Origin of the sequence: Pseudomonas persica, from assembly GCF_900291015.1 — a bacterium.
In the GTDB taxonomy this organism is placed as follows: Bacteria; Pseudomonadota; Gammaproteobacteria; order Pseudomonadales; family Pseudomonadaceae; genus Aquipseudomonas.
The window spans coordinates 150,891-164,487 of record NZ_OLKL01000018.1 but is presented as its reverse complement, the minus strand read 5'-3'; the positions used below and the strand labels follow the sequence as shown (position 1 = coordinate 164,487).

At 63.2% G+C, this 13,597-nt stretch carries 13 protein-coding genes and 1 tRNA gene; 9 read left to right on the top strand and 5 right to left on the bottom strand.

Annotated elements, in window-relative coordinates; all coding sequences use genetic code 11:
* The first annotated feature begins 26 nt into the window (after positions 1-26).
* From FQ664_RS09590 to FQ664_RS09570, 4 genes are all read left to right on the top strand, one after another.
* Entirely contained in the window at positions 27-776 is a 750-nt protein-coding gene (locus FQ664_RS09590) for a 3-oxoacyl-ACP reductase family protein (protein WP_144171714.1), read from the top strand.
* Positions 777-1,012: 236 nt separating this feature from the next.
* On the top strand, positions 1,013-2,200 hold the full coding sequence (locus tag FQ664_RS09580) for an MFS transporter (RefSeq protein WP_144171713.1): 1,188 nt from the start codon (positions 1,013-1,015) through the stop codon (positions 2,198-2,200).
* 159 nt (positions 2,201-2,359) lie between these two features.
* Positions 2,360-2,740 (top strand): hypothetical protein, encoded by a 381-nt coding sequence (locus FQ664_RS09575; RefSeq protein ID WP_144171712.1) that lies wholly within the window; start codon positions 2,360-2,362, stop codon positions 2,738-2,740.
* Positions 2,741-2,942: 202 nt separating this feature from the next.
* Positions 2,943-5,084: a TonB-dependent siderophore receptor gene (locus FQ664_RS09570; RefSeq protein ID WP_144171711.1), complete on the top strand. Its 2,142-nt coding sequence runs from the start codon at positions 2,943-2,945 to the stop codon at positions 5,082-5,084.
* Positions 5,085-5,266: 182 nt separating this feature from the next.
* Here the strand turns inward: FQ664_RS09570 and FQ664_RS09565 are convergent.
* Positions 5,267-5,356 (bottom strand) — tRNA-Ser (locus FQ664_RS09565).
* Positions 5,357-5,554: 198 nt separating this feature from the next.
* On the opposite strand from FQ664_RS09565, the gene FQ664_RS09560 reads away from it, so the two are divergent.
* The 3 genes from FQ664_RS09560 (at position 5,555) to FQ664_RS09550 (ending at position 8,180) form a co-directional block, all read left to right on the top strand.
* Positions 5,555-6,244 (top strand): crotonase/enoyl-CoA hydratase family protein, encoded by a 690-nt coding sequence (locus tag FQ664_RS09560; RefSeq protein ID WP_144171710.1) that lies wholly within the window; start codon positions 5,555-5,557, stop codon positions 6,242-6,244.
* A gap of 180 nt (positions 6,245-6,424) precedes the next feature.
* Positions 6,425-7,144, top strand: a complete 720-nt coding sequence (locus tag FQ664_RS09555) for a lysophospholipid acyltransferase family protein (protein WP_144171709.1) — start codon at positions 6,425-6,427, stop codon at positions 7,142-7,144.
* Between the two features lie 64 nt (positions 7,145-7,208).
* On the top strand, positions 7,209-8,180 hold the full coding sequence (locus FQ664_RS09550; RefSeq protein WP_144171708.1) for a magnesium and cobalt transport protein CorA: 972 nt from the start codon (positions 7,209-7,211) through the stop codon (positions 8,178-8,180).
* Positions 8,181-8,310: 130 nt separating this feature from the next.
* On the opposite strand, the gene FQ664_RS09545 is transcribed toward FQ664_RS09550, so the two are convergent.
* Entirely contained in the window at positions 8,311-9,042 is a 732-nt protein-coding gene (locus FQ664_RS09545) for an amidotransferase (RefSeq protein ID WP_144171707.1), read from the bottom strand.
* Between the two features lie 219 nt (positions 9,043-9,261).
* Here FQ664_RS09545 and FQ664_RS09540 point away from each other — a divergent pair, with 219 nt between their 5' ends.
* Together FQ664_RS09540 and FQ664_RS09535 are read left to right on the top strand one after the other, a co-directional pair.
* The gene (locus tag FQ664_RS09540) at positions 9,262-9,504 is read left to right on the top strand and encodes a hypothetical protein (protein ID WP_128637193.1); all 243 of its coding nucleotides are present in this window, start codon (positions 9,262-9,264) and stop codon (positions 9,502-9,504) included.
* A gap of 66 nt (positions 9,505-9,570) precedes the next feature.
* The gene (locus FQ664_RS09535; RefSeq protein WP_144171706.1) at positions 9,571-10,371 is read left to right on the top strand and encodes a cytochrome c; all 801 of its coding nucleotides are present in this window, start codon (positions 9,571-9,573) and stop codon (positions 10,369-10,371) included.
* 114 nt (positions 10,372-10,485) lie between these two features.
* Here the strand turns inward: FQ664_RS09535 and FQ664_RS09530 are convergent, their stop codons facing one another.
* The 3 genes from FQ664_RS09530 to FQ664_RS09520 all read right to left on the bottom strand — a co-directional run bounded on the left by FQ664_RS09530 (position 10,486) and on the right by FQ664_RS09520 (position 13,508).
* The gene (locus FQ664_RS09530) at positions 10,486-10,818 is read right to left on the bottom strand and encodes a ribonuclease E inhibitor RraB (RefSeq protein WP_003260395.1); all 333 of its coding nucleotides are present in this window, start codon (positions 10,816-10,818) and stop codon (positions 10,486-10,488) included.
* Positions 10,819-10,994: 176 nt separating this feature from the next.
* Positions 10,995-11,231, bottom strand: coding sequence for a hypothetical protein (locus tag FQ664_RS09525; RefSeq protein WP_144171705.1), 237 nt, complete (start codon positions 11,229-11,231; stop codon positions 10,995-10,997).
* 201 nt (positions 11,232-11,432) lie between these two features.
* Entirely contained in the window at positions 11,433-13,508 is a 2,076-nt protein-coding gene (locus FQ664_RS09520) for an LTA synthase family protein (protein ID WP_144171704.1), read from the bottom strand.
* Positions 13,509-13,597 lie beyond the last annotated feature (89 nt).

The following is a 13,597-nucleotide window of genomic DNA, read 5'->3' as shown; positions in this document are numbered from 1 at the left end:
GGCCTGGCTTCCAGCAGGAGATCAGCATGTCCAAGCAACACACCCTCGAAGGCAAAGTCGCCTTGGTACAAGGCGGTTCCCGCGGTATCGGCGCAGCCATCGTACGACGCCTGGCCCGCGAAGGCGCACAGGTGGCCTTCACCTATGTCAGCTCCATCGGCCCGGCGCAGGCGCTGGTTCAGGAAATTACCGACAACGGCGGCAAAGCCCTGGCCCTGCGCGCCGACAGTGCCGACGCGGCTGCCGTGCAACTGGCCGTGGATGACACCGTGAAGGCCTTCGGCCGGCTGGATATCCTGGTCAACAACGCCGGTGTGCTGGCGGTAGCGCCGGTGACCGAATTCGACCTGGCCGACTTCGACCACATGCTGGCGGTGAACGTGCGCAGCGTATTCGTCGCCAGCCAGGCCGCGGCACGCTATATGGGCCAAGGCGGGCGCATCATCAACATTGGCAGCACCAACGCCGAGCGTATGCCGTTTGCCGGTGGCGCCCCCTATGCCATGAGCAAGTCGGCGCTGGTCGGCCTGACCCGCGGCATGGCTCGTGACCTAGGGCCGAAAGGCATTACCGTGAACAACGTGCAGCCAGGGCCGGTGGACACCGACATGAACCCGGCCAGCGGCGAGTTCGCTGACAGCCTGATCCCGCTGATGGCGATCGGGCGGTATGGCGAGGCGGATGAGATTGCCAGCTTCGTGGCTTACCTGGCGGGGCCCGAAGCGGGGTATATCACCGGGGCCAGCCTGACGGTCGATGGCGGGTTTGCTGCCTGATTGACAGGTTGCCTGTGCCGGCTTCTTCGCGGGTAAACCCGCTCCCACAGGGATATCACAGGCCCCGAGCCAGTGGTGTACCTGTGGGAGCGGGTTTACCCGCGAAGAAGCCGGCACAGGCTCAACCGCGCCCTCCCGCAACACCCTCCCCTCCCTGCTCTGCCGCACAATGCATTGATGTCGTGCCCGACACGTTACGATAATCCCCCTTCACTCCTGCCCGCCACGAGAACTGCATGAACACCCCCACTCTCAGCCGCGCCCTGATCCTGCTGATGGCCACCGCCACCGGCCTGGCCGTAGCCAGCAACTACTACGCGCAACCGTTGCTGCACAGCATCGCCCAGCAGTTCGGCCTCAGCACCGCCAGTGCCGGCAGCATCGTCATTGCCGCGCAGCTCAGCTATGGCGCCGGCCTGTTGCTGCTGGCGCCGCTGGGCGACCTGTTCGAGCAGCGTCGGCTGATCACCGTGATGACCGCCATTTCCACCCTCGGCCTGGTCATCAGTGCCTGCGCACCGAGCCTGCCCTGGCTGATCCTTGGCACGGCGCTGACCGGGCTGTTCTCGGTGGTGGCGCAAATCCTCGTGCCGATGGCCGCGACCCTCAGCGAGCCGCACATGCGCGGGCGCGCGGTCGGCACGTTGATGAGCGGCCTGCTGCTGGGCATCCTGCTGGCGCGTACCGCCGCCGGTGTCATGGCCGAGCTGGGTGGCTGGCGCAGCATCTACATGCTGGCCGCGGTGCTGATGGCGATCACCGCCGTGGCGCTGTACCGCAGCCTGCCGCAACACCACAGCCATGCCGGGCTGAAATACCCGGCGCTGATCGGCTCGGTGTTCCGCCTGTTCCTCGAAGAACCGGTGCTGCGCCTGCGCTCGCTACTCGGCCTGCTGGCATTCAGCCTGTTTGCCCTGTTCTGGACGCCACTGGCGTTTCTGCTGGCGAAAGGCCCGTACCACTATTCGGATGCAGTGATAGGCCTGTTCGGCCTGGCCGGTGCGGCAGGTGCGCTGTCGGCCAACTGGGCCGGGCGCCTGGCCGACCGTGGCAAAGGCTCGCTGGGCACTACCGTGGGGCTGGTGGTGTTGCTGCTGTCGTGGGTCCCGTTGGGCTTTGCCGAGCAGTCATTGCCGGCCTTGCTGCTGGGCGTGCTGATGCTCGACCTGGCGGTGCAGCTGGTGCACGTGAGCAACCAGAATGCGGTGATTGCCCTGCAGCCCGAGGCGCGTACACGGCTGAATGCCGGGTATATCACCTGCTACTTCATTGGCGGGGCATTGGGGTCATTGCTGGGCACGCAGTTGTTCCAGCACCGGGGCTGGATGGGGATTGTGGTGGCAGGGCTGGTGATTGGCGGGCTGGCGTTGCTGGCGTGGGGGCTGGCCGAGCGCAAGCGCAAGAACGCTTTGCAGACGGCCTGAAAGATTTTTGTTGGATTCTTCGCGGGCGTGCCCGCGAAAAGGCCATTAGCCATGGCGACAATGCACCGCACGACCCTCCGTCGCATGGCCGTTGACTTGCCCGCCCGGGCAGCGCTCAGTAAACGCTGGTCAATGCCCTTTCCCTGACAGGACGACGTTATGACAAGACTCACGGTGCAATCCGGCGATTTCTTGCAAGGTGAAGGCGAGTATCGCAACGGATCGCTCACACTCAAGACCCCGCGCAGCCCCTCACCGGGCGAGCGGATTTCCCTGGCACGCATCAGCGACCTCAGGCTGGCCAGCCTGGAATCCAGCCGTAGCCTGGGCAGCGCCCTGGGCTGGGGCGTGGCCGGGGCCCTGGTGGCCGGGCCGGTGGGGCTGCTGGCCGGGCTGTGGCTGGGTGGCAAGGAGGAAGAAGCCACCTTCCTGGCTACCTTCAAGGACGGGCGCAAGCTCATGGCCATTACCGACGGCAAGACCTGGTCGAAGATCGATGACAACTGGCGACAGCACAGGCGGCCGGCCGGCAAAGGCTGACTGGATATCGCAGGGCCCGGATCGTTTTATGTTGAAGGCGGCGGTAAGATGCCGCCTTTTTCATGGCCTGTACTGGCCTCTTCGCGGGTAAACCCGCTCCCACAGGGACTGCGCCACATTCAAGGGCAGCGCTGTTCCTGTGGGAGCGGGTTTACCCGCGAAGAGGCCGGCTCAGGTGTCGCGCATCCAGGAGCCCCACCGCATGCCCCCGCGTCATCCCCGCCTGCCCCTGAGCCTGCTCAGCCTGGGCCTGGCCCTGCATTGCCCCCATGTGCTTGCCGAAGACAGCGTGATACTGGCCCCGCTGCAAGTGTCCGACACCTACGCCAACGACGGCTACCAGGCACGCCAGGCAGCAGCAGGTGGCTTCCAGCCCGCCCCCTTGCTCGACACCCCTGCCTCGGTCAGCGTATTCAGCGAGCAACTGCTGGAAGACCGCCAGGTGCGCAAGCTCAGCGAAGTGCTGCAAAGCGACGCCTCGGTGGGCGAAAGCTATGCCCCCATCGGTTACTACGAAAACTTCAACGTGCGCGGCTTCGAGCTGAATGCCGCCAGCAGCTACCGCATCAATGGCCAGACCATCGCCGGCGAGCAGAACGTGGCCCTGGAGAACAAGCAGCAGGTGGAGCTGCTCAAGGGATTGTCCGGGCTGCAGAGCGGCGTGTCGGCGCCGGGCGGCCTGGTCAACTACGTGACCAAGCGTGCCGAGGACGTGCGCAGTATCACGGTATCGACCAACGAACAGGGCGAGCGCTACCTGGCTACCGACCTGGGCGGCTGGTTCGGCAGCGAGCGGCAGTTCGGCCTGCGCTCCAACCTGGCCCATGAAGACATCCGCTCCTACGTCGACCACGCCGACGGCAAACGCGACTTCGCCTCGCTGGCCTTCGACTGGCAGATCAACCCGGATGCCACCCTGCAGCTGGATGCCGAATACCAGCACCGCGAACAGCGCTCGGTACCCGGTTACCAGTTGCTCGGGGGCAGCGAAGTGCCCCACGGCATCGACCCGGACGACCGCCTGGCCTACCAGCACTGGGCCAAGCCGGTGCAGAACGACTCGCTGAACCTGGGCGGGCGCTTCGAGTACCGTTTCAACGAGGCCTGGACCGGCACCTTGAGCGGCTCGCGCAGCAAGGTGGTGATCGATGACTACAGCTCGTTTGCCTGGGGCAGCGAAAAAGGCATGCAGTCGCACTTTAGCCCGGAAGGCGATTACGACATCTACGATTTTCGCAGCCCGGACGACACTCGTCGCATTGATGAAGCCCAGGCCATGTTCAATGGCAGGTTTGACGTAGCAAGCACCAGCCATGAGCTGACCGTGGGAACCAGCGCGCAACGTCGCACGGTGGATCAACGAACTTACTACAACGAACTTCTGGAGCATGGCGGCAACATTCACACCGGATCGATAGCCCAACCGCCCTCCGGCAGGCCCATAGGGTCAAGCGAACGACGCCTGGACAGCCGCCAGTACGGCCTGTTCGTCAGCGACCGTATCAGCCTCAACGAACAATGGCAGACCGTGCTGGGCGCTCGTGAAGTGCGCCTGGATGAAAAGACCTGGGACGAAAACGGGGTGGCCGGCCGCCATACCAGACAATACGAGTTGCTGCCCAATGCCGCACTTATCTACAAGCCGCAGCCGGATACCACCTTGTACGCCAGCTATTCCAGAGGCCTTTCAGCCGGCGGCTCGGCGCCCTGGTTTGCCAGCAACGCAGCCGAAATCCTCGCACCCACAACCTCGCACCAGCTGGAACTGGGCCTCAAGCACGACTGGCAAGGCCTGAGCTTCAGCGCCGCACTGTTCCAGATCCGCCAGGCATACCAGTACGCACGCCCGGACGGCGCAGGCCACTTCACCTACGTGCAGCAAGGCCAGCAGAAGAACACCGGCCTGGAGCTGGGCGCCAGCGGTTGGGTGACCTCGAACCTGCAGCTGCAGGCCAGCGCTGCGGCCATTCGCGCGCGGGTGCAGAACAGCGGTACCGATGCCTATGAAGGCCATCAGGCGATCAACGTGCCCAGATTCCGCGCGACGCTGCAGGCGGAATACACCCTGCCGGTACCGGGGCTGGCACTGCTGGGCGGGGCGCGTTACAGCGCCAGCAAATATGCGAGCCAGGCAGGGAATGTGGAAGTTGGCGGGTATACGGTGTTCGATGTGGGTAGCCGCTACCGCACGCGTATTGGTGGGTATGACACGGTGCTGCGGCTGACTGTGGATAACCTGTTCGACAAGCGCTATTGGCGCGATGTGGGGGACTACCTGGGGGACAACTACCTGTTCCAGGGGGCACCGCGGACGGCTCGGCTGTCGGCTTCGGTCAGCTTCTAGATTTTTCGGGCCGCTTTGCGGCCCATCGCTGGCAAGCCAGCTCCCACAGGGACGGCACAGATCTCAGGCATTGTGCGGCCCCTGTGGGAGCCGGCTTGCCGGCGATGGGTTTGCGTAGCAGCCCCAAAGGCCCAGAAACAAAAAGCCCCCGGCTTTTCAGCTCGGGGGCTCTTCGTAGAATGTGGCGGTGAAGAAGGGATTTGAACCCTTGATACGATTTCTCGTATACACACTTTCCAGGCGTGCTCCTTCGACCACTCGGACACTTCACCGTTTCTCTTCAAGCCTTGCAGCCTGTCGAGGTGCGCTAATTTAGTGAAAGAGCTTCCCTTTGGCAAGCATTTTTTTCAATTTTTTCATGCATTTGCATTAGAGCCCCGGCGAACGCTGACCGACCGGTCAGCCTTACTGCTTTACCTCGCACCTGGCGCTGGGTAACGTCGTCGCCACGCCAACAAAAGGACTCTGCCATGAGCGAGCTGATTACCTACCACGCCGAAGACGGCATCGTTACCCTGACCCTGAACAACGGCAAGGTCAACGCTATCTCGCCGGATGTCATCACCGCCTTCAACGCCGCGCTCGACCGCGCCACCGAAGAGCGTGCGGTGGTGATCATCACCGGGCAGCCGGGCATTCTGTCTGGCGGTTACGACCTGAAGGTGATGACCAGCGGCCCGAAAGAGGCAATCAGCCTGGTTACCGCCGGCTCCACCCTCGCCCGCCGCCTGCTGTCGCACCCGTTCCCGGTGGTGATCGCCTGCCCGGGTAACGCCGTGGCCAAGGGCGCCTTCCTGCTGCTGTCGGGCGACTACCGCATTGGCGTCGAAGGGCCGTACAAGGTGTGCCTGAACGAAGTGCAGATCGGCATGACCATGCACCATGCCGGCATCGAGCTGGCCCGCGACCGCCTGCGCCGCTCGGCTTTCCACCGCTCGGTGATCAATGCCGAGGTGTTTGACCCGCAGGGTGCGGTGGAGGCTGGCTTCCTCGACAAGGTGGTGCCGGCCGAGCAATTGCAGGAAGCGGCACTGGCGGCGGCGCGGGAGTTGAAGATGCTGAACATGCTGGCACACAAGAACACCAAGCTGAAGGTGCGCAAAGGGCTGCTGGAAGCCTTGGACAAGGCAATCGAGCTGGACCAGCAGCATATGGGTTGAGCGCACCAGCCCTTTCGCGGGTAAACCCGCTCCCACAGATATGTGGTAATCCTGTGGGAGCGGGTTTACCCGCGAAAGGGCCAGTACAGGCAACATATCAGCAACAGACATACACCCAGGTTTGCCCCAACCAGTGCACATCCGTACACTGGCCGGCGACTGTCTGGTGTGAGTCGTACCATGCTTTATTCATTGCGCATGTTCCTGCTGGCGCTGCATTTCCTTGTGGTTGGCACCCTGGGCCTGGTCATTGGCCTGTGCCGCCCCTTCAACCCCGACAACAGCCGCGTGTTTGCCCGCCTCTACAGCCTGCCGGCCACCTGGCTGATGCGCATCAGGGTCAAGGCCGAGGTCGGCCCGTTGTGGGACCAGCCGCCCGGCTGCGTGATCATCGCCAACCACCAGTCCAACCTCGACCTGTTCGTCCTGGGCCAGGTGGTGCCGCCACGCACCGTGGCCATCGGCAAGAAGAGCCTGGGCTGGATCCCGCTGTTCGGCCAGCTGTTCTGGCTGGGCGGCAATGTGCTGGTCGACCGCAAGAACGCCTACCAGGCACGCAAGGCCATGCAGAAGACCACCCGGGTGCTGCAGGACGACACCTCGATCTGGATTTTCCCCGAAGGCACACGCAATGCCGGCGAGCATCTGCTGGCATTCAAGAAAGGCGCGTTTCACATGGCCATCGAGGCCGGCGTACCAATCGTGCCGGTGTGCGTCAGCCGCTATGCAGGGCGCCTTGGCCTGAACAGCTGGCGCCAGCGCACGGTGATCGTGCGCTCGCTGCCACCGATCGCCACGGCAGGCATGACCCTGCAGGACCTGCCAGCGCTGATCGAACAATGCCGGGGGCAGATGCAACAGTGCATCGACCGCATGGAAGGGGAACTGGCCAAGGGCTAGGTTGCTCTTGAGCCCACTACAGCCCAAGCTGTAACCCGTGTCCAACCGGAATAAGCGAACAACCATGGGTCGAGTCGTGGCATCGGCGGTGTACAGCGCCGGCAGAAAGGTCACCAACATCAGCATCGATGAAGGCAGCGAGTGGGCGCGCAAGCCGGGGCATTTTGTGTGGATCGGCCTGGAAGAGCCCAACGCCGAGGAACTGGCCAACCTGCAGCGCCAGTTCAACCTGCACGAACTGGCCATCGAAGACGCCCTGGAAAAGCACAGCCGGCCCAAGCTGGAAACCTTCGGCGATGCCCTGTTCATCGTCACCTACTCGCCGGTGCGCCACGAAGGCAAGCTGGAGTTCATCGAAACCCACATCTTCGCCGGCAATGGCTACATCATCACTTGCCGCAACGGCCACTCCAAGTCCTACGCCCTGGTGCGCCAGCGCTGCGAGGCGCGGCCGTTGCTGCTGGAGCACGGCGAAGACTTCGTGCTGTACGCCCTGCTCGACTTCGTCACCGAGAACTACCAGCCGGTCAGCGAAGCCATTCATGGCGAGATCGAAGAGCTGGAGCAGAGCGTGCTTGGCGGCTCGCTGCAGGAGGATGATATCCGCCGCCTGCACAGCTTGCGCCGCGACATCCTGCGCCTGCGCCGCTACGTGGCGCCGCTGGTTGAGGTGAGCGAGGAACTGCAGCGCCTGAGCTTCCCGTTCATCGACAAGAACATGCGCCCGTACTTCCGTGATGTGCAGATCCACGTGACGCGGCAGATGGAAGACCTGGCCGGCATCCGTGACATCGCCAGCCAGACCATCGAGATCGGCATGCTGCTGGAGTCGTCACGGCAGAGCATCGTGCAGCGCAAGTTCGCGGCCTGGGCGGCGATCCTGGCGTTCCCCACGGCAATTGCCGGGGTTTACGGGATGAACTTCCAGAACATGCCGGAGCTGGGCTGGCATTACGGGTATTTCGGGGTGCTGGGGGTGATTGCGGCGGGGTGTTCGGGGTTGTATGCCAGCTTCAAGAAGTCTGGCTGGCTTTGAGATTGTCGGGGCCGCTTGGCCCAATCGCCGGCAAGCCAGCTCCCACAAGGACCGCACAAGTCTCAGGCCTGTGATGACCCTGTGGGAGCTGGCTTGCCGGCGATTGGGCTGCAAAGCAGCCCCCGGGCCCTCACGCCGTGTCGTGCTTGCCCACCGGCTGCTGGATAAACCGTAACATCCACTCCCCCACCAGGTCGCCCTGATGCTCGGTGGCCAGGCTGGCCACGGCCTTGTGGTACACCTCATCGCCCAGATACGCCTGGCGCGCATCGAGCAGCGCACGGGAGTAGTCGTGCACGAACTCCGGGTGCCCCTGGAAGCACAGCACCTGGTCACGAATGTGGTACGCCGCGTTCGGGCAGAAATCGCTGGAGGCGATTACCGTGGCGCCTTCCGGCAGCTCGGTCACCTGGTCCTGGTGGCTGATCAGCAGGGTCAGCTCCGACACCTCCGGGTCCATCCACGGCGCATGGGCCGCCAGCGAATAGCGGTGGATACCCACGCCCCAACCCTGCTCGGCACGCTCGGCCTTGCCACCCAGGGTCAACGCCAGCAACTGATGACCGAAACACACACCCAGCAGCTTTTCGCCACGCTCGTACAGCTTCAGCAGGTAGGCCTTGAGGGTCTGGATCCACGGGTCGGAACCAAACGAATCGGCCTTGCTGCCCGTCACCAGGTAGGCATCGAACACTTCGTCGTCGGCGGGGTAATCGCCGTTCATCACGTTGTACACACGAAACTCGGCGGCGATCGGCTGACGCGAGAAGAGCTGCTCGAACATCCTGCCGTAGCCCTGGTACTGCGCGGTCAACTCCGGTCGCAGGACATCGGTTTCAAGGATGCAGATGCGTAACGACATAGGGATAGTCCTGAACGACATGGGTGGGAATCTGCTGTAGAGACTGACGCGAAAGGCACGTACAAGCAAGTAGGCCGCACTGACGAACGGTCACATTCCGTCGGCGCCCTGCTGGCACTTGCGCCACCGTCTAGCGAGAGCATGCCAGCCGGCTGGCACTTGGCCTCATAGCCAGACGAAATCAACGGACCACAGCATTAGAACAAAGGGTTCTCAAACATGGATGACGCACACCCTACTGTTGGTTGTATATCCACTTTCAAGAGGCAGGCAGTTCAGGCGTCACGCAACGCCACTGCGATCGACCCGAAGCGCGACAGGGAAGCCAACGGGTATTCAGGAATAACAACAAGAAGGCGGTCCGCCATGTTCAGACAATCGAAAATTCGCCAAGCTGGGCTCATTCTCTTCGCCACGACTTTGCTGCTGATCCTGCCGAACCTGACACGTTTGTTCGGCTGACTGCCGCTGTGGCGCCAACAGGCAACGCACAGGTAACCTGCTGGCCTTGATGGTCGGAGATTACCCATGCGCCACTGCCTTGCACTGTTAGTGTTGATCCTGAGCCTGCCGCTGTCGGCGGCGCAACTGCAGCTTGAACTGGGCGCCACAACGCGCCAGTGGAGCAGTGCCGAACTGCTCGAGCACCCGCAGGCCCGGGACATCAGCATCGACCAGGACGTATCCTACAAGCGGCCCATGCACTATCGGGCGGTGCCGCTGGCCATACTGCTGGAAGGCGTTAGCGCCAGCGACCACCTGCAGGCGGTGGCGCTGGACGGTTTTGCCGCCGAAATGCCCGCGGCGCCACTGTTGCAGCACGGGCCGGCACAGGCCTGGCTGGCGGTAGAGGCCCCGGGCAGACCATGGCCGGCACTGGGCCAGGGCAAACCGAGTGCAGGGCCGTTCTACCTGGTGTGGACTGCGCCGCAGGCCAGCGGCATCCGCCCGGAGCAGTGGCCGTTCCAGATTTCCACGATTCGCAAGCTGGCTTCTGTCGAAACGCGTTTTCCGGCGCTCCTGCCCGACCCGCAGCTGCCGGTCGACAGCCCGGTACGCCAGGGCTTTGCCTTGTTCCAGCAGAACTGCCTGGCATGTCACCGCTTGAACGGCGCAGGGGATGCGCAGTTGGGGCCGGACCTGAATGTACCGCACAACCCGACCGAGTATTTTCAGCCGGGGTATCTACGCAAATTGATACGTGACCCGCAGAGCCTGCGGCATTGGCCGCAGGCGAAAATGCCGGGGTTTGCGGAAAGTGTGTTGAGTGAGCAAGAACTGGATGCGTTGCTGGCTTATCTGGGGCATATGGCCAAGCGCAAGCATTGAGAACCTGGGGCCGCTACGCGCCCCATCGCCGGCAAGCCAGCTCCCACAGGGACACAGGTGAGCCCAGGCCTTGTGCAGTACATGTGGGGATGGGCCGCACAGCGGCCCGCTTTTCTAAGCGATCGGCCGCTCCTGCTTGACCCCCCACCCTTCCACCTCACCACCATAAGGTGTTACCAACTGCTCGAAGGCCTCTTCGAAGTCGCCAATTCCACCGTGGGTGGCGTACATGACCTTGCTCAACTCCAGATGCCAGGCACCGTCACCCAGTTCCTTCACCTGGGCATTCAGCGATTCACCGCGAAACTGCCCGGCCGCACGGCGGGCGCCCGCTTCGTCGGGGAATATGGCGTAGAACTCGATGGGGTGGATCTGGGTGAAGTCGAAACCGCCTGCTTTCATCTGGCGCAGGACGTTGCTGCTGATATCGTCGTTCTGGCTGCTCATGAAACGTCCTCCTGAATAATGCGATGGATAGACTTTCCGTGCACTACGCACCTGCCGGCAGCGGCCGGGCAGTTCGAGCTGATGCAAGACGCGAAGGGATGCGGCGCCAACCCGCAGAATAGGCTGGCACCTTCATGCAGCGTAGTGCCTGCCAGGGCGCCACGCAAACCTGCGGTTCAGGGCGTTTCGTGGATGCTGGTGATGGTCACGCCGCTCTGCTCCTTGAGCCAGCGTGCAGTGGGGGAAACGGCGCGGTCCTGGAAGTCGTTGAGGTCCAGCTCGTCCATCACCGGGAACAGGTGCGAACGGATGGCCCGCGCGGCGTCCTCCTCGCTGGGGCACTGGTCACCGCACAGCGTCAGGGTGGTGAGCACGCCTTTCTGGTCGGCAAAGATGACTTCCCACTCTTTCATTGAACGAACCCTCTCAGTCAACGAACACCGGGTGTGTGATGCCTGAACAAGTGACCTTGGGGCGGGAAGAATGTTCAGTCTGTGCCGGCCTCTTCGCGGGTAAACCCGCTCCCACAGGGATCACAGGGTCTGAGGACGGTGATATCCCTGTGGGAGCGGGTTTACCCGCGAATGGGCCGCAAAGCGGCCCCTGTTGCAGCCTTACTTCGGCGTGCCGTGTACTACACCGGCAGTGTTATCCAGCAGGCTCTTGGTCGCCGTCTGGATGTACGCCTCCAGCTTCTTCAGCATTTCCGGCTGGTCCGGGCTTTCGATCAGCTCGGCCTTGAACTCGCTGCCCAGCTGGTAGCGGTACATGCGCGGGGTCATGTCCTTGGACTCGATCAGGATGCGGTCGCCCTGCACCAGGCCGACGATCTGTTCGCTGCCCGACGGCTTGATCATGCCCATGCCCTGGTCGCCCTCAGGCAGGTTGAGCAGGTCGCGGCCCCAGCACTGGTGACGGGCCTGGCCACCCAGGCGGCCCATGATGGTCGGCACGATGTCGACCTGGGTACCCACGGTGTGGTTGAGCGCACCGAACTTCTCCTGGATGCCCGGGGCAATCAGCAGCAGCGGCACGTTGAAGCGGCCCAGGTCCAGCTCGGTAACCTGCTGGTGGTTGCCAAAGCCGTGGTCGCCAACGATGACGAACAGGGTTTCCTTGAAGTACGGCTCCTTGCGCGCCTTCTCGAAGAACTGCCCCAGCGCCCAGTCCGAATAGCGCATGGCGGTCAGGTGCTCGTCCAGACGGCCCTGGCCGGTTACCGGTTCTACCGGCAGGTCCTTGGGCAGCGCGTACGGGGTGTGGTTGGACAGGGTCTGCAGCAGCGCGTAGATCGGCTTCTTGCCGTCGTGCTTGGCCAGCTCTTCGGCGCCACGGTCGAACATGTCCTGGTCGGACACGCCCCAGGTCGGGTCGGAGAACACTGGGTTGACGAAGTCCTTACGGCCAATGAAGGTGGTCATGCCCTGGTTGCCGAAGAACCCGGACTGGTTGTCCCAGGCAAAGTCGCCGTTATAGACGTACACGTCGTCGTAATTGCGGGCACTTAGCAAAGCCGGCAGGCCGGACAGCTTGTGGCCGCCTTCCGGGGTCTGCATCAGGTATTCGAAGCCTGGCAGGTTGGGGAAGCAGGCCATGGTGGCGAACATGCCCTGGTGGGTATGCGTGCCGTTGGAGAAGAAGCGGTCGAACAGCAGGCCCTCTTTGGCCAGCTTGTCGAAGTACGGGGTGATGTTGCCGGAGCTGCCCAGCGCGCCCACCGAGTGGCCGGCGAAGCTTTCCATCAGGATCACCACCACGTTCTTGATCGGCAGGGTGCGCTCGGCCGGCGGCACGAAGTCGCGGCGGATGGCAGCCTCATCGGCATCGACCAGGGTATCGTTGGCAGTCAGCAGCTGCTCGCGCACGCTCTGCGTGGCCACATCCTGCTCCAGCACCGGCTTCCAGATGTTGGCGCGGTCTTCGCCGAAGCGGCTCTTGGCGGCATCGATCAGGGTCAGGGTACCGTTCAGGCCCAGCTGGTTGACGAAGTTGGAATCGGTGGTGAAGGCATCACCCCAGCGCATCGGCGGGCCCTGGCGCAAGGTACCACGGGCGGCAACCACGGCCACCAGCAGGATCACCATGAACACCGCCAGGCGGTTGTACCACGGCACCGCGCGGCGCTGCAGGGTGACCTCGCCGGCACCATTGCCACGGGTCATGCGGTCGATGCCCTTGAACAGCAGGCTCAGCAGCCAGGTGCCGAACAGCCAGGCCAGCAGGTAGCGCACCACCGGGAAACCGTACCAGAGCATGCTCAGTACGGTTTTCGGGTCTTCCTTGATGTACTGGAATACCAGGCCGTTGAGGCGTTGGTGGAACTCGCGATAGAAGTCCATTTCCATCAGGCCGAGGAACATCACCACGCTCGAGGTGAGGGTCAGCCAGAAGCGGAACAGGCCACGCCGGGCCATGGCCCAGGGGCTGAGAATGGCCAGCAGCAGCGGAATGCTGATGTACACCACCACCCGCAGGTCGAAGCGCAAGCCATTGAGGAAGCCCTCGGCGACGGTCGCGTTGGGGGTATCGCCGATCATGTCGCTGTTGTAGGCCAGCAGTGCCAGGCGCACGAGGCTGAGCATCAGCATGATCACCAGGCCGCTGAGCAGCGTGTAGGCCAAGTGAGATTTCAGGGTCGGCGAGAATGACGCTCGCGCGCCCCGTTGCTTCAAGGCGTCCGGGTTAGCCATGAATGGGAAGTTCCTAGGATTGCGGGTTTGCGAAGATGGCGCAGGTGTATACCAACGCAGCATTGTGCGGGTGCGGATTCTGTTTAAAC